Here is a 17,337-nt window from a genome sequence, read left to right as displayed (position 1 = left end):
GCCGCCAGTCTAGTGAAAATATCGGTCCAAATCGTTTCCAATAACCAATTTTAAATTCCAATATGGAAATACAAGATTTAGAGAAGTTTGTAGAGATAGCCCGACAAGGCAGTTTGCAGCGGGCCGCTGAAGTATTGGAGCTTACCCCCAGCGCCTTATCCAAGTCGTTAAAACGGTTGGAAACCTCCCTTGATACCCAGCTATTTGACCGTGTTGGAAAATCCTTGGTGCTCAATGCTCAGGGAGCCAATCTGCAGCCAAAAGCAGTAGAACTGATAAACCTGGCGGCCTCTACCAAGTTGGCCATCGGGTCTCCAAATCAAAACACCATATGCCGGCTGGCAGCTCCAGTGTTACTGCAATACAAATGGCTCTCGCCCATCAGTCGCTGTCTGCAGCATCTCGAAGCAGACTACAAAAACCAGATATCGCTTGAGGTCAGTTCATTGTTCGAGCAGGAAGCGTTTCACAAGCTCAAACAAGGTGAAGTAGAGCTGGCACTGGTGACAGACAAAATGCTGCCCGAACTGCGCGCTGATATGCAGCACTACCCCCTTGGAAAAATGACCATGCAGGTTGCGGTCGGCAAAAGCCACCCTCTGGCTAAACAGATAAAAGCCAACAACTTACAGGTGACAGCAGAAACCCTATTGCAGCATCCATTTGCCACTCCCGTTACTTCGCCCTTCTGTGGCGAGCGGCGCGGTATTGGCTGCGATGGTTGGAATGAACAGGCGTTTCCTCGCGAGATAGGCTGGCAGATCGATGACTACGTAATCCTTGGCCAGCTGGTAAAAAGCGGTTTGGCCATCGCTTATTTGCCAGACTTTTTATTGCGAGAGTGGCAGCTGCAGCGAGTGGAAGTGACCGACTGCCCCTATCAATGCGAAGAGCAGATATACCTTATCTACAACAAGCGCGGAGCACCTTGGGTAAAGCAATTGGTGGAAGAGCTGGGTTAAGTCACACTATGATTTAACCCAGCATTTGGCCCTACTTTACTCGGCTGCGCGATTACCTTTCGTTCTTATCCAACGGTCCACCATCACAAGTAAGGTGATCAGAGGCAAGGCATACAGGACTGTCGTGATTAATGCGGCTGCAGCAAAATCGCCCCACAGATAATTACAGGGATAGAGGTATTGCTGTAGGCCGACCATGGGAGTTAGCAGGTCGACATCTTGCAAGAGAAGACTCGCCAGAGGTGATTCTGAAAAACACAAAATGAAGCTAGCGATAAAGAGAATTACCAGCTCCCATTTCATTTTAACGCCAGCGTTAAATAAACCAGTCGCTTCAATGAGCTTTCTTCGCCCTATCCAATAAGTTAATGCAGCCAACGGTAGTGATAGTGGTAAGTAGGAAACCATCAAACCTAAGTGGGAGTTCAGCCCAATCAGAGGAAGCGCTTGTTCGAACTTTTCAAACAGTAAGTAGAGACCAGGAATAAAGGGAGTCACCGACAAGGCACCCACCGCAACCATAGTTCCCAGCAGAGCATGTCTGTACTTTGACTTAAGTTGAGTCAGGCTAAATGCGGACCCAAATGCAATCAAAGAGATTAGTAGAGAAGAGAGCAATCCGACCTTTAGGCCATTCCAAATCCATGTACCGAGTGGAAATGGTGGGGGTGTAATTCTCCCATCCGGCTCAACGAACTCCATCCCGAAAGCCATTTGCCAATGATTCAGCGAATAGACGTGCTCCCAAATCGGCAATGGATTCCAAAGGTTGCCAATACGCTCCGTGGGAACATAGTTTTGATAACGGATTGAGACATAAACCAATACAAAGAAAGGAAACAGAATCAGCAAAGCCAGCAAGTAAACGCCCGCAGAACTGAATATAGAACTAAAGGCATAGCGCTTAGGTTTAGGCTTAGCGGCACATCTATCTATACTCTCAGTTGCTCTTCCAAGCTTGTTTAAGACTTTAACATCAGATCCTCTGTACTCACCCAACCACCGAGTAACTGCATGCCCAACAAAAATAGCTGGAATGCTAAACAGCAGGAGAATCAAACACCCCAAGGCAGCCGCCAGTCCAAACAGAGACCTGTATTCAAATGCTAGCCGAAACAAAAAAGAGCCTAGGTGATCAGTTGTCCCCACAGAAACAGATGCGCCAATAATATCTGGGCCACCATTTGTTATAAGTGGAGGGAGGTATAAGTTGGTACCGACAAATATTGCCACAACAGTAGCCACTAGAATTAACGGCCTGGAAAGAAAACGAGCACTGTTTCTGGAGAGATGACCGTTGCGCCACTCTTGCATTAGCTCGCCAGGCGCAAGTTGCATCAGCCAGCGTGTCGTAAGCAGAAACCAAGGATAAATAGCAATTATTGCGATAATACTAACCATAGTCTTGGTCAAGATAGGTGTTGTAAACCAATCGGGCCTGATATCCAGCAGGCCGATCAACAACATATTTAGCTCTCCAAAGTTTTGATTAAAGATCCCCTTACCGGTGAGAGCCAGAGCCGATAAAGGACATATCAAAGGCAGCAAAAAGGTGGTCGATAGCACATTACGTTGGTTTTGGGGTAGTCGGTTTAATCTGAATGCCAGCATGACACCAAGAAGTAATGAGCCCGACACTACGACAAGGGTATGAACTAGGGTCCAAACCATGACCTGACCAAGGGCTAAACTTTCATCACTGAAAAAGCGTTTATAGTTGTCCAATCCAACATAAACGTTGAAACCGGGAGTAATAGAGTCACTACTATGAGTGCCATTTGCTTCAAGGTACCGGTATTCGCCTTTCTCGAAGTCAGCAAATAGATATCGATCTTGTTTCTGGTCAAATAGAAACAAATCAATGTTGCTTCTATTCTTTGTCATTTGGCTTGGAATCGTATCAGGCAATAAAAAGCGATGAACTTTGTACGAGAGCTTGCGCAACCCATCCATCACCATGATTCGCATCTCTGGGTCATCAGCCAGGACAAAGGAAAGTGCTTGTAAGTGAAGTCTCCTCGAAATAACTCCTCTTAAAGGCACAGGAATTTCATCAGGAAGTCCATCTATCGGCGTGAGTACAAGAGGAGAATTCACATACTTCAACTGCTCTACAGAAAGACGGTTTGTTCTAACATAGTTTGCATTCGCAATATCAAGGGGAGCAGTTTGATATAGGAGGTTAGGCGTTGTCGGAGACGAGACAAATAACCTAAAGAGCTCTCCATCTGGATAGAGAACAAAGCGAAGACTGTCCTCTGGTGAAGCGACATAAGTCCGGTCAAGAATATGCTTCTTAGCCTCAGAAAACGAGAGCAAATGATCTTCAGAGGCATTGCTAAAAGAAACAGCTATGTTTTTGCCAAGTGGCAACACCACACAAAACAAAAACACCGCCAGCGCAGGATAAAGAAGCCTATAGGCCTGGCCATTGCGGAAGCCAAATGCCCAAATCGTCGCCAGCGCAAAGACCACCAACACTGCGCCGACCCACCGCTCGCCATGAGCCAAACTTGCCCGAATTGCGAAAGTGGCTAAGAGACATACTGATAGGATAAAGCCCCATCGAACAGTGGCTCCGATCCATTGAGGCCTGGCTTCGCTGTCTCCCATAAACAATCCCTTACTTCATACAAACAACGGGTGATTTACGCATTAAAAAATCAGGTCACGTCATTGTGACTGTGATTTATAAGAACATATTGAAAATGAAATTTATATGATGCTAAACAATTGGTTATTTGCTGAAGGTTGTACTCAGTTCGAAACATCATGTCGAATCGCATAATCAAACAAGCTGCATGTTTCGACAACTACTGCCAAGATCCAGACTCCACCTGCCCCCATGATCTAGGGCAAAAACTAAGCTTGCGAACTGCTTGTGCAGCTTGAACCAAAATGAATGCTTTAGTACCTTCTAACTTTCAAACCATGGAAAGTGTTTGCTGCCCTCAGGCAAGGATGCAAAATCATATCAAGTGCTTACGCCATTCCTGTTTCTGAACCAAGCACCACTCGTTCCAGGATCATTTTTCATTGTGCAGTAGAGAGTAGTTATGAAAATCAATGGATTGGTTATCGCTTTATTAGCAACTGGCCTATCAGCTTGTGGTGGCGGTGGAGGCTCAGGCAGCAGCGCTGGTGGAGGTACAGCCAAAAGTTTTACCGTCACCAGCCTATATGAAAACGCCTGTGGAGAGACGCTACCAAACCCCAACAGCCAACTTGTTATTCACAACAAAGATGGCTCGGCAGAACAGATTATCAATGCTGATGCAGATGGGAAGATCATCGTTGAAACTGACTTAACTCAGTTGACATACAGCGTTGTGATGGAAAAAGTTTCGGCTCTTAGTGGCTATGACGAATTACAAATTCGATCATTTGAAAGCTACCCGGCGAAAGACAGAACATTTACAACTTACCGTGAAGACGCTGGGAACTGTGACTGCCATAACTTAGGGTTTGGCATTACTATTACTGCCGACGAGCCAATACTCGCAGAAGGAACGGTTAATGGCAGTGACGCATCCCCTGTCTACTTGGATGATTACAGTTGGCTCACAACGCAGTCTTTTTGTCTAAACGATTACGATGAGCCCGCACAAGTTTCAGTAAAGGCACGCCTTGCAGATAACTCAGGTTATCTGTTCGGACAATTTGATGTTGTAAAAGGAAACAAGGAGGACGTCTATGTTCACCTTACCCGAAAAGCAACAACTGCTAGCGAGTTTATGCTCTCTCCCGACCAATATGTAAGGCTTCACTCAAAAGACCGAAGTATCGTATATAGTCAAAGAAATGACTTCAATTTTTCACCTGTCTACCTTCCTGATGAACCTAGGTCAGACGAAGTGTACTACCACTACTGTGATTTTCAGAGTTACCGCACTCAGGATGGCAATATCATATTCCCATCTCGTTCGGCATTTTCACAACCCCTGACTGATGCAGAATGCAGTACCGAATCATTCCAAAATGAGGTGGTGACTCTTGTAGGCGCTGATGAGAGCGGCATTTACTACCAATCTCAATTGAGCTTTGCGCCCAATACAGAGTTTGTCCAACTAACCTATGAAGTTAATCATCCGAGAGCCTCAACGATTTCTTGGTTGCTATATGGTCCCGCAAACAATGAGTCAATTCCTCTGTTTCAGCTGACACCTGAAATTGACGAACTTGCAGATTTGATAACAAATGTGCGCGCGAACCTTACGCTGGAGTATTTTCATGGTTTTAACAATTTTACGGACCTTGCTGAAAATGTTTTGACCGCGAATGCGCTTTACGCAGAATCAGTACCGAAGTTTTCAAGTGAACCGATTAGAACTTCCGTTTGGGTAGCTGAGTTCATACCGAGTACACCAATCTCAAGTTTTTCTGAAAACTTAGAAAAAATTGCTGCAAAGGCTGCCAATAGGCCAAAGCTTGACTCGCTACCACCAGCCAAACCAAGTGAAATAATTCACACAGAGGACTTAACTCACTAATCTATAATCACTGCACAAAGGCCGCATTCGCGGCCTTTTGTTTATGTCATCGAAGGCTATGCATACGCAGACAGAAACAACATACAGCCAAGGCTATGAACTAATCCTCATACCCCCAAGGCGCCTTTGGTGGCGTGATCGACTTAGTCAGATCAAAATCCACTCTGAATTCTCTCCCCTCTCTCACCAGTCGGTAGGTAAATTTTTCGGGATAAATATACATCTGCCACATGTTGCCGTTGGATTGGGGAATGCCTGCGGCTACAAACATCTCTTTAGTGGGTTGATCGGCAGGAAAGGACTGCACCTGAGGCCAGCCAGCATCCAGTGTATGGCCACCATACATTGTCAGCTCATCATGGCTGCCATCTTTATGGCGATGATCATGCTTAAGAGAAATACCTGAGCCAGTTTTGGTCAGGATCCAGGTGCGAGAATGATCATCACCTACATGAAAAGGTATTTGCAGCTGTGCGTCACTGCAACGCCTTACATGCATCACCAGCTGTTTATCTGTAAAGGCGTCACTTGGGTCGTTATCCAGGGTGATTTTACCTTGATACGCCTTTCCGCAGTGCTTGCTTAGATTTTCAAAAAACGCATCCTGACTGGCGACTGAAACCAACGGGGGCTCACTGGCTAACGCTAGTGTGGAAGATAGCGCTAAAACACTCGCGGTAATGACTCGATAGGATTTTTTTAAAGGCATGAGTGGTCACCAGACAGTTAGTTACGTCAGAAACGGATAGCAAGGTAACACAGACCCGCGAAGCAGTCGCGAGCGCTACCTGCCAGATTTCACGAGATCGCATTGGGTGATTAGTGCCAAACAATCAAGAAGGCTGTTGAGTTGCATTCAACATCACACTTTCATGCAGTTATTAAAACACCTTCCGCATTTTTGTCTTGAATCAAAGAAGCCCTACTTACCCAAACACCTCATCTAGTGCCAGCAAAAAATAGATGCCACTATATATAGGATTTCGGTCCAAAGCTGCACTAACAACGTTTGCAGGTGGATAATAGGGAATTCGGTGCCAAGCCGAAGCTACCCCCGTAACTGTAACTGGTAGGAAAACTGCATCCTCATGCCTGTTTCAATCAGGCAACGTCACTGGCTCAGAACTATATCAGGGCTGGGAAGGCGGCAGTCAATTCCGATACCAGAAGCCAGGAGACCTGCCGGGATCAGAGCGAGCCACGCTGGGCGGGGTGTACCAGCCATGCAAGTATCTCTATCTGCGACGACAGCGCAGATATGTCTGCATGCCCTACCCCACAAACTCCCAGACGGCTCTCAATAACAAAACTAATTAAGCTCTGGAGAGACCAATGCAGCAAGTCGTGATCAAGCGAGATGGAAGTCGCGCGCCCTTTAACCCCAAACGAATTCAAAGCGCGGTACAAAGTGCCTGTCAGGTCGTGGGTATTGGCTCAAGCGAACTTGCTGAAAAAGTCACAGAGCAAGCGATCAGTCGACTTTCCAACAACATCGACCTTCATATCGATGAGATCCAACAGGCAGTCGAAGATTGTCTGATGGCGAGTGAACAAAAGGCCGTTGCACGAGCGTACATCGAATATCGTCACGACCGTGACCTGGCCCGAGAAAAAGCCAGCCAATTAAACCAGGAGATCCGTGGTTTAATGGAGCAGAGCGACCTAAACCTGCTCAATGAAAACGCCAATAAAGACAGCAAGGTTATCCCTACCCAGCGGGATCTGCTGGCAGGCATTGTTGCTAAACATTATGCCCGTCGCCATATTCTGCCGAAGGATGTTGTTTCGGCACACGACAAAGGCGAGCTGCATTACCACGACCTCGATTACGCACCCTTCTTCCCCATGTTCAACTGCATGCTGATTGACCTGAAGGGCATGCTGGAAAACGGCTTTAAGATGGGCAATGCCGAAATCGATACGCCTAAGTCCATCGCTACAGCTACGGCGGTCACTGCCCAGATCATCGCTCAGGTTGCCTCACATATTTACGGTGGCACCACAGTTAACCGCATCGATGAAGTACTCAGTCCATATGTCACTGCCAGTTATGAAAAACACTTGGCCATCGCCAACGAGTGGAAAATCGATAACGCAGAAGCCTATGCTAGGCAACTGACTGAAAAAGAGTGTTTTGATGCGTTTCAGTCGTTGGAATACGAAGTAAATACGCTGCATACCGCCAATGGCCAAACCCCATTTGTGACCTTTGGTTTTGGATTGGGCGACAGCTGGGAAGCGCGCCTGATCCAAACGGCTATATTGAAAAACCGCATTGCCGGTTTAGGGCGAAACAAAAAAACAGCCGTTTTCCCCAAACTGGTTTTCGTAATTAAGCAGGGCTTAAACCGATTGGCGGACGACCCCAACTACGACATCAAACATTTGGCGCTGGAATGTGCCAGTAAGCGCATGTACCCAGATATCCTCAACTATGAGCAGGTTGTCAATGTCACTGGGTCATTTAAGACACCCATGGGGTGCCGGAGCTTCCTTGGCCAATATGAAGAGCAAGGCGAAGAGGTACATGACGGACGCAACAACCTTGGTGTAGTGAGCCTCAACTTGCCTCGTTTAGCACTGGAGGCTCAGGGTGATGAGACCCTGTTCTACCGACTACTGGACGACAGACTGCTACTCGCCAAAAAAGCGCTGGACTCCCGTATTGCGCGATTGGAAGGCGTAAAAGCACGCGTCGCCCCAATCCTTTACATGGAAGGTGCATGCGGCGTCAGGCTGAAGGCTGATGATGACGTGATCCAGCTGTTTAAGAATGGTCGCGCGTCGATTTCGCTGGGTTATATCGGTTTGCATGAAACCGTCAATGCCCTGTTTGGCGCTGATGACCATCTATTTGACGATAACACCCGCCAGCAAAAAGCTCAGGCGATTGTTGCCCACTTAAGGTTGGCGACCGAACGTTGGAAGCGTGAAACCGGGTTTGGTTTCAGCCTGTATGCTACACCGAGTGAAAATCTGTGTAGTCGCTTCTGTCGACTGGACACCATCAGTTACGGCGTGATCGATGGCGTCACTGACAAGGGCTACTACACCAACAGCTTCCATCTGGATGTTGAGAAAAAGGTAAATCCGTTCGACAAGCTGGATTTTGAAATGGCCTACCCGGCGATAAGTAGCGGCGGCTTTATTTGTTATGGCGAATATCCGAATATTCAGCACAATCTCAAAGCGCTGGAAGATGTTTGGGATTACAGCTACGAGCGCGTGCCCTATTACGGGACGAATACGCCTATCGATGAGTGTTACGAATGTAACTACCAGGGCGAATTTGACTGCACCAGCAAAGGTTTTACCTGCCCTAACTGCGGCAACCATGACCCAGCTAAAGTCTCGGTGACTCGGCGAGTCTGTGGCTACCTGGGCAGCCCAGATGCCAGACCGTTTAACGCGGGCAAGCAGGAAGAAGTTAAGCGCCGGGTTAAGCACCTCTAATGTACTATCAGGCCTATCACCCCATTGATGTGGTCAATGGACCCGGCACCCGCTGCACCCTGTTCGTTTCAGGGTGCGAACATCAGTGCAAAGGCTGTTATAACCAGAATACTTGGCGCCTCGACAGCGGCCACACCTTTACTCAAGCGCTGGAAGATAAAATCATTTCGGATCTGACTGACCAACGCATTAAACGTCAGGGGCTCAGTCTATCGGGTGGAGATCCGCTTCACCCGCATAACCTCTTAGCCGTACTGAGCTTGGTTGAACGAGTAAAAAGAGAGTGCCCAGACAAAGATATCTGGTGTTGGACGGGTTACACCTACGAACAACTCAGTTCAGAGCAGCAAGCAGTTGTTCAGCATCTGGACGTATTGGTGGATGGTAAATTTGAACAAACTATGAAATCACCTCAGCTAGCCTGGCGCGGCAGCAGTAACCAGAGAGTTATCACGCTCAGTTCTTCTGCGGAAACTTAGCGAGTGTAGCGGCTACTTTGACAACGATATAAGCGATTGTTCGACACGCTCTAGTTCAATCGCCTTATCGTCAATCAACACCAATGCCGTAGGCAATGTTTGCGTTACAGGGCAACTGGTGATTACGCCTTTAACACCATTAAATGCATACAAGCCCTTGCTGGTATTAATAACGCCTTTCACTCTCTCTACTGCCAACTGATTCAACCAGCCGAAAAACTCGGCGTAGCCAAACTGCCATGTTTCAGGCAGACGCCATGAAACACTGAAAAAACCGTCAGATTCGAGCTCCTCACGGGTAAAAGCATTGCTATTTACCTCAAGCTCGCTATTGCTCTCATCAATCTCAGGGGTTGGACTGCTTGTTTGTTGACCAATCAATGGGGCGGAGCTTTCCTCAACCGACAAGGCGGTAGCCATCGGTTCAAGCCATCCCAATTTAACTTCCCCCTGGATAGCCTCACTGACCGACTTTGCAGGGTTTCCAATTTCTGCCAGGTAGCCAGCTAACTTTGAAATGCTACCTTCAGGTGCCAGATCCATCTTGTTTGCAATCACACGATCAGCAACAAGCAGTTGTTGGATATAGGTATCATGGGTTCGATACCTTTCATCGTCGAGATGGCGTGGGTCGACCAAGGTTACCGTTGCTCGTAACTCCAGTACCCCTTTGAACAGATCGCTGGTGAGTGACTGCAATACCTCTTTGGGGTGCCCCAAGCCGCTCGGTTCAATAAGCAGACGATCTGGCTTTTGCTGCCGTATCAGCTGCGTCAATGCCACATGCATGGGCACCCCTGAGGTACAACACATGCAACCGCCAGGCACTTCTTTTATCGCGATCTCCTGTTGCGACTGAGATGACGCCATTAAGGATTTGTCGATCCCTACTTCACCAAACTCATTGACCAGCACAGCCCAGCGTTCATTTGCAGGTTTCTTTGCCAATAGCGACAAAATAGTGGATGTTTTGCCCACGCCTAAGAAACCGGTGATTACATTGGTCGGAATAGGTTTAGAGATAATCTTCACGACAAAAAAGCAACCTGCTGAAAAATGAAGGCTGAATGTAGCATGATTTCCAGACTACTCGACAAAAAGTCACTCACTGAGATGAGCACCATTTCAAAGGAGGAAAAAGTTTAATGTGTCGTCTTGAGGTAACGGCTAAGACGCTTGTCGTAGCTCTGCGATTCAAGCAGTTTTGGAGTGACCAGATAGAAAGGTGGACTCATCCCTTCTAGTTTCAGCTCCTGCCCGTGGGGGTGTGGGTGCAGCATAGAATGCAGATGTGTCACAGCTTTCTCTCCCATTGTATAGGGATCCTGCACAGCGACCGCGTTTAACTCTCTAGATTTTAGGGCTGCCAATATGGTTGGGGCCATATCAAATCCATACAATTTGGGAGTCACATTGGGGCGAGAGTCGTACCAACTAAGCATTGCCTTAGTCGAACTTTCATTACAGGCAAACACCACGTCAGCAGTTAAAAGGTCTGATTCAATTTGCTCGAGAACACGAAAGGCTTCCCCTATCGAAAGCAAATCTAAGTGGTGCCTTGCGATTGTGGCATGCCCCTTTAGTTCCGAGACCAGACCTTCCACCCTGGCCAAGGTCGATGCCACTTTTGTTGGCAGGCCTAATATCACTACTTTACCACCAGCGACATTCTCAGATTTGATTAACTTAGCCATCTCTTGCCCGGCAGCGAAGTTATCTGTGGCAATCACAGGGATATCACTATTGATAGATAAGCCAGAGTCAACAAGAACAACCTGAACGTCCTTCTCCATGGCATACTTCAATGACTCCTGCAGCATCAGGCTGTCGCTAGGTGCAATGACAATACCATCAACTCCCATCTCAACAGCACGGTAAACCAATCCCTCCTGGCTGTCGGATTGGTTTTCGTACAGGGGATCCATATTCAGCAACTGCAACTCTTGCCGTTTTGCGACGTCATTGGCACCCGCCCGCAATGCATGCCAGTATTCATGGGTTTGCCCCATCAATATCAAGGCTACACGGGCTTGCTTTGCCGCAACATCGAAGGTAAACAGCAACAGCAAGCCCAACCACAAGAACTTCATCCAACGCCTCAAGAGCTGCAGCTAACTACACTCAGTGTAGATGAACTGAACAATAGGCATCGTAACTTTGTGGTTATTATGCGAGTTGGAATCGCACAGCTTCTTTTTTCTGTTTTTTTGTGCGCGTCAACAGCTCAGACTGAGTCAGATTTTCATCACCAAAAAACAAACCATCCAGTGCTTTTAGGGCACCAAAATGATCGCTCAACACCTCTTCAAGACGGTCCACTCTTTTAAGCGTCATTGGCGTACAAGATTGGCCACTCAAATCATCGTGTACGTCCAATAGATGTGAGCGGAAGCTTTCAACCAGAAACAGGTCTTCAAGACCCGCAGGTGTGGACAAAGCCTTGCGCCAACGTTTGATGTACTGATCGACCCAGCTGAGCACGCTCTGCTCCGCTCCGGCTTTATGCAGCGCAGAGTACTTGTACTCGTAAGCCTGCAGCGCCAATCGTTTTTCCAGCTCAAACAAGGTCAGTATCTCTTTGTGAGACCATTCCTGTTCTTTTTTGAGGAGATACCCAAAGAAATTTCGGGTTTCCAGGCGCTCAACGCTGTGGAAAAGTGGTGCAGACTGTCCGTTGCTATTGAACTCAGTAAGAGGATTAAAGGTGTAACAATACCCAAAATCAAACAGGCTGATCTGCTCGCCGTCATAAATGATATTGCCCGGACACAAGTCCCACTCGATAAAGCCATTCAATTCGAAGTTCACAACAGTATCGAAGATCTGAGTGAGTACCGACTCATTGAACTCATCTAGCACTTCGCCCTCAAGCCAAGGCGACAGCATCACCCCTTCCTGGAAGGAGGCATATGCCGTGGGTACCACATGAGAAAAAGCTTCGGCTGTTGTTGGCTTGTCTTTCAAAGACTGGAAATCGCGTCTCCGCTGTACTTCATTCAGAAACGAAGTCTGTCCATCAACGTTTTTAACCAGACTCTGTTCACGCTTTAACTTGAGATTCCAGTCCTGACCGTTCACACGAATACGGTAAACATGGGCTGTTAAACCACCAGCAAAGGTTTCGATGACGTAGTCCGAATCCTTATTGGTCTGACTTAACTCTGAAAGTGGCAATGGCAACAAAGTTTCACTTCCGACCAGAATATCCTGGCCAGAAGCAACAAAATCAAGCTGCGATTGTCTGCGTTGGGCTTCACGATCCATGCTGACTCCTTTAGATTATCGTTTTTTGATATTTACCATGGTCTTGTTAGACCCGATGTGGGCATAGTAATGACCAAGGCCGCTATCAGCTTCCACCCTGAGGGTGGAATTTTATCACGCCGGGATCTAAGCAGGACGTAACCAAATATGGAGACCATGGACCAAGTGCACCAAGACTCTTTATGGCAGCCGCCCAAAGGACTGGATAAAAAACCCAAAGAGCGATTGGTTGTTTTGCAGGCACCAACCGGGTACGGAAAAACATGCCTGGCGCAACACTGGTATCAGCAACACACTGGCGATAAATTCTGGCTTACTCTCCAACCTGAGCAAAACTCACCAGTCGCCCTATTCTGCAAACTGGTCGAAACCCTGGACTTGACTGGCGATTACTCAGCTGAGGAGCTTTCTGGTGTTTCGGTCGACCGATTGCTGACACTGCTTCAAAACCAACTAAAGCAACTGAAAAAGCCTACACTCCTGGTCATTGATAACCTGCACCACATTGATAAACACGCTATCGAGCTAATCAAACTGCTGCTAGAACACCCCCTACTCACTTCCGTCATAGCATCACACCATCACCATAGTGAATTGCTAGCCGCCTATGAAATGAGTGGTCAGGTACGTTGGATAACGCGGCTGTCATTGGAACTAAAAGACAAACAGCTTCAGCAGCTGCTGGCGGACTTACCAAACCAGCTAAATCCTGAACAGATAGCGCAATACCAAACCGCATTGCAGGGATGGCCTGCCCCTTGGCGAATGCTGCATAGGCGCCTGACTGCAGGTGACCAGTTAACACCTGAATCACTCACGCTTTTGGGCATTAATCTGGCGGACTATCTGGTACAGGAAAACATTGAACCGCTGAGTCATGACCTTAAAGAGCTGCTGCTTGGCTTAATCTCACTGCCAGAATTCAAGTTAGAAACAGCCTATTCATTGTTTCCCAGAACGGAGCTGCAATACCAATTAAACGCACTGCTGCAACAGCAACTCTTTTTATACAAACAAGCAGACCGCTTCTGTTTTGTGCCGTTCTTCAGGCAAACCTATAAACACTATCTCGCAAAGCATTCACCTGAACGACTGACTCTTTCCCTGCATGCAGCATGCAGAGCCCTGATGAAAGAGAGCGACCGCAAGATGTCCGCCCAGATTGTGCGGGAGCTTAATAGCCCAGTGATGGCGCAAGAGTGGCTGCTGAAGTTTGGATGGGATGCGTTTCATCATGCCCGCTACAGTGAGCTAAGCGATTTACTCTCTCTTTTGTCGGAAAGGCAGCGTAAAAACAACCCAGAAATTGCCCTGCTGCAAGGCTGGCTGATTCTGGAGGGAGAGAAAGATAGCGGCGCCAGTAATCAGTGGCAAAAACAGTTGGATACCCTGACCTGGCAACCTCTGCAACTGGCACGCTTAACCGCGCTGCAAGCGGAAACGGTTTATCAATTTGATCTGCTTGAAGAGGCACTGAGCCTTTCTGAACAAGCGCTGCAAGATTTAACCTCCCCCCATGACCTTATGTCCGCCATGTTTACCCGAGCGATGTCTCTGATGTGGCTGGGTGACATTGGATCGGCACATAAACAGCTTCGAGATGTCGCGCCCCTGGCGATTACCGAACGACAATTTCATATCGCACTGGCAGCCAGCATCCGACAATCCAATGCCGCCATGCTGAAAGCGGATATGGCCAGCGCCAATCGATTCGCCGAACAGGCGGATACACTGGCGACTCAGCACAACTTAATCGACGATTTTACCTTTGACGCCATCGTAAGAACCCGGTTGGAGTTAGCCATCCGACAGGGGCAACTGGCAGATGCCAGGAACCTGCTAGCCAGCGCCAACAAGACACAAAAGCCCCGTGGAGACTATTGGCTGTTTGCAAACCAGACCTGGGCCTTGGTATTAGCCGTGCTACAAGGTGAGCCCTGCCAGGATCTGATAGAAAAAATGGAGCAACGATTAAGTCAGGATTTTACCTGCAGGCGTTGGCGTTTTCGTGCTCACAGTGCACTGCAAATGGCTTATCACTGGCAGGGCGATACGGAAGGCCTGGCGAGACTGAAGAAGTGGCTCAGCTGGCACAAACAGCCGGTTGATCTTCATGATGGCTATGACAATCTGCTTTTTGTCAGACATTGCCTGCTATCCAACCACCAGCTGCCTGGCAGCGTTGAGTCTCAAGCTAGTTATTGGCAGCAAAAAGGGGCCACACTCCTCGCACAACAACTGACTTGGATGGTGCAACTGAGCAAGCCAGAAAACGATAAAACTTGTTGTGCCCAACTAGGTCAATGGCTGAAAGGTGGCTATCTCTGGGATGCCTTGGTGTTAGGCCCATCCTATGCCAACCGATGGCAAAAAATTCCGTCCGACTTTGCCGCTACCCCTTCTGTATTAGACGCTTTTTCCAGACTGAACTCTCTTTTATCGCAAGTGCCAGCCATCAAGGTAGCCAAGACTTTGTCCTCTCCGGATCCCAGACTGACAAAGAAAGAGTGGCGGGTGCTGCAGGGTATCGGGAAAGGCTACAGCAATGATCAGATTGCCGCACAGATGCACGTCGCACTGTCGACGGTCAAAAGCCACATCAACCACATCTACAACAAACTCGATCTGAATAATCGCGCCGAAGCTAAAGCGGAGGCAGTCAGACTAAGTCGACAGCAGTCAGCTTCAACTTATTGACCCGCTGCAAACAGATCTTCCACCCCAAGGGTGGAAGATCCGCCCTGTGAACCGCAATAGCATTCGGAGTGAGACGATTACGTAGGTAGATATCCCATGCTCCCATCACTGCTGCACGTAGAAATTGCCCCATTCGTTGAAACTGATATCGACCAGGCCATCATTCGCCTTTTTAGTCGTCAGGTCTTGTCGAAAGTTTGGCTCCGCGCAGAGCCCAATAACGAAGAGTACCTTGTGGAACTATCTCCTAAGTCCTTGCCAAACGGTACCTTATGGCATGGTTTGTTACCTCTGAACCCGGCCGCTTCACTCAACCTATACAGCTTCAAATGCCTGCAAGGAAGCCGGCTAGTTTGGCTTTCTGCGGCTGGCGAGACGCCGCACCCGCCGGCAAGACAACTGCAATTCAGGTACCTGCATAACGCTGGGCCAGCTCATTGGATGAGAGAGCAGGTCTGGTATCAGATCTTCCCTGATCGCTTTGCCTGTGGCGATCCGGAGACCAATGTCAAAAGCGGTGAGTTTGAGTACCAGGGGCTTCCGGTCAAAGCGCTACCCTGGGAGCATGTTCCAGGTCAGAATCGTCCCGGGTTGGAGTTTTATGGGGGTGATTTAAAGGGTATCGAAGATAGGCTGGATTACCTGCAGCAAATGGGGATCACGGCACTCTCGCTAAATCCCATATTTACCAGCGCAAGCGTACACAAGTACAACCCAGACTCTTACGACACGGTTGCCCCTCACCTGGGTGGCAATGGTGCATTTGCAAGCCTTTGTGAGTCGCTTCATCAGCGAGGCATGAAGATCATGCTGGACGCTGTCGTAAACCATACTGGGGACAATCATCCTTGGTTTAACCGCTGGGGCAAACATCCCACAAACGGCGCTTACCAATCGCCAACCTCTCTATTCAGAGAGTTCTATACCTTCCACAGCGATGAAGCGGAAAGTTATGTCGATTGGAAAGGTCATCGCTCACTACCGGTTCTCAATTACCATAGTGATAAGTTATGCGATCTCATCTTTCGTCAACAGGGCAGCGCCCTTATCCGTTGGTTAAAACCACCTTACGAAATTGATGGCTGGCGGTTGGATGTGGCTCAAATGATAGGTCGTGGCGAGAGTGCAGAGGGCAATGCAGAACTGGTCAAAGCCATGGGAGACGCCATTCGTCATAACAAACCAGACGCTTGCTTGATTGGCGAACATTGGGGGGACGCATCCGCATGGCTGCAGAGTGGCGCCGAAGACGGGGTAATGAATTACTTTGGATTCACCCTGCCCCTGTGGGCATTTCTTACCGGCAAAGATGTAGCGGGCGAGCAGATAACTACCGACGCATCAGATATGGAAACCTGGCTGAAATTGAGCCGGATGCAAAACAGTATCAATCATCAGCTTAGCCAGCTAAACCTGCTCAATGGTACCGACACCGCCCGCTTTATTTCGTTATGCGGCCATGATGAGAGCAAAGTAAAATTGGGAATACAGATGCTGTTTACCTACCCCGGCATGCCCTGTCTTCTTTACGGTGATGAACTGGGCCTTTCAGCAGACAATGAGATCACTGGTCGACGCACTCTGCCCTGGTCTGAACTCGAGGTTGAATCAGGCGTCTATCACACGGAAAACCCTTGGTATGGTTATTACCAACAAATGATCCGGCTGCGTTTAGCACACCCCGCTTTGCGCCAGGGCGGTTTTCTGCCGCTAATGGCAGAGCAGGATTGCTATCTGTTTGCACGAATCGACCAGCACAGCCTGATCATATCTGGCATTAACCGAAATGATGTTGAATCCAGGCAGCTGCTTGTAGATCTGTTCCCCTTGGTTACCGACGGGGATGCAACCTCACTTTTTACGGGCCAGACTCAGCGAATAGAGCAAGGCAAAGTGGAGCTGTTCTTGGATGCTAAGGGCGGTGAGATACTCAGCATCAACATTCAGCAATTTTTCCAAGACTGGCGACATGATTAAAGTTGCTTTTGCACG

At 48.3% G+C, this 17,337-nt stretch carries 11 protein-coding genes and 1 riboswitch; of the genes, 6 read left to right on the top strand and 5 right to left on the bottom strand.

Annotation, left to right across the window (positions count from 1 at the left end; genetic code table 11):
- Positions 1–62 precede the first annotated feature (62 nt).
- On the top strand, positions 63–962 hold the full coding sequence (locus tag ABEA14_RS14600; RefSeq protein WP_345340775.1) for a LysR family transcriptional regulator: 900 nt from the start codon (positions 63–65) through the stop codon (positions 960–962).
- A 36-nt stretch (positions 963–998) separates the two neighbouring features.
- Here the strand turns inward: ABEA14_RS14600 and ABEA14_RS14595 are convergent, their stop codons facing one another.
- Positions 999–3,443 carry a hypothetical protein gene (locus ABEA14_RS14595; protein ID WP_345340774.1) on the bottom strand — a complete coding sequence of 815 codons (2,445 nt, stop codon included), beginning with the start codon at positions 3,441–3,443 and terminating at the stop codon, positions 999–1,001.
- A 575-nt stretch (positions 3,444–4,018) separates the two neighbouring features.
- Here ABEA14_RS14595 and ABEA14_RS14590 point away from each other — a divergent pair.
- On the top strand, positions 4,019–5,452 hold the full coding sequence (locus ABEA14_RS14590) for a hypothetical protein (RefSeq protein ID WP_345340773.1): 1,434 nt from the start codon (positions 4,019–4,021) through the stop codon (positions 5,450–5,452).
- 100 nt (positions 5,453–5,552) lie between these two features.
- On the opposite strand, the gene ABEA14_RS14585 is transcribed toward ABEA14_RS14590, so the two are convergent.
- Complete coding sequence (locus tag ABEA14_RS14585; protein ID WP_345340772.1) at positions 5,553–6,161, bottom strand: hypothetical protein; 609 nt, start codon at positions 6,159–6,161, stop codon at positions 5,553–5,555.
- Between the two features lie 258 nt (positions 6,162–6,419).
- Positions 6,420–6,653, top strand: a riboswitch (cobalamin riboswitch).
- 131 nt (positions 6,654–6,784) lie between these two features.
- Between ABEA14_RS14585 and nrdD the strand changes: the two genes are divergently transcribed.
- Both nrdD and nrdG read left to right on the top strand, forming a co-directional pair.
- Positions 6,785–8,905 (top strand): anaerobic ribonucleoside-triphosphate reductase, encoded by a 2,121-nt coding sequence (gene nrdD / locus ABEA14_RS14580; RefSeq protein ID WP_345340771.1) that lies wholly within the window; start codon positions 6,785–6,787, stop codon positions 8,903–8,905.
- Positions 8,905–9,384: an anaerobic ribonucleoside-triphosphate reductase-activating protein gene (gene nrdG, locus ABEA14_RS14575; RefSeq protein WP_345340770.1), complete on the top strand. Its 480-nt coding sequence runs from the start codon at positions 8,905–8,907 to the stop codon at positions 9,382–9,384. Before nrdD ends, nrdG begins: the two co-directional genes overlap by 1 nt.
- Before the next feature lie 12 nt (positions 9,385–9,396).
- Here nrdG and ABEA14_RS14570 read toward each other — a convergent pair whose 3' ends face one another.
- From ABEA14_RS14570 to ABEA14_RS14560, 3 genes are all read right to left on the bottom strand, one after another.
- Complete coding sequence (locus ABEA14_RS14570) at positions 9,397–10,416, bottom strand: CobW family GTP-binding protein (protein WP_345340769.1); 1,020 nt, start codon at positions 10,414–10,416, stop codon at positions 9,397–9,399.
- 110 nt (positions 10,417–10,526) lie between these two features.
- The gene (locus ABEA14_RS14565; protein ID WP_345340768.1) at positions 10,527–11,474 is read right to left on the bottom strand and encodes a substrate-binding domain-containing protein; all 948 of its coding nucleotides are present in this window, start codon (positions 11,472–11,474) and stop codon (positions 10,527–10,529) included.
- 76 nt (positions 11,475–11,550) lie between these two features.
- Positions 11,551–12,648, bottom strand: a complete 1,098-nt coding sequence (locus ABEA14_RS14560; protein ID WP_345340767.1) for a protein kinase family protein — start codon at positions 12,646–12,648, stop codon at positions 11,551–11,553.
- 156 nt (positions 12,649–12,804) lie between these two features.
- Between ABEA14_RS14560 and ABEA14_RS14555 the strand changes: the two genes are divergently transcribed.
- Positions 12,805–15,345, top strand: coding sequence for a LuxR C-terminal-related transcriptional regulator (locus tag ABEA14_RS14555; RefSeq protein WP_345340766.1), 2,541 nt, complete (start codon positions 12,805–12,807; stop codon positions 15,343–15,345).
- 96 nt (positions 15,346–15,441) lie between these two features.
- Positions 15,442–17,322 carry a maltodextrin glucosidase gene (gene malZ, locus ABEA14_RS14550; protein WP_345340765.1) on the top strand — a complete coding sequence of 627 codons (1,881 nt, stop codon included), beginning with the start codon at positions 15,442–15,444 and terminating at the stop codon, positions 17,320–17,322.
- Positions 17,323–17,337: the final 15 nt, after the last annotated feature.

Source organism: Corallincola platygyrae (assembly GCF_039544265.1).
In the GTDB taxonomy this organism is placed as follows: Bacteria; Pseudomonadota; Gammaproteobacteria; order Enterobacterales; family Neiellaceae; genus Corallincola; species Corallincola platygyrae.
Note: the sequence above shows the minus strand (reverse complement) of the source record. Positions and strands in the feature narration are given on the sequence as shown.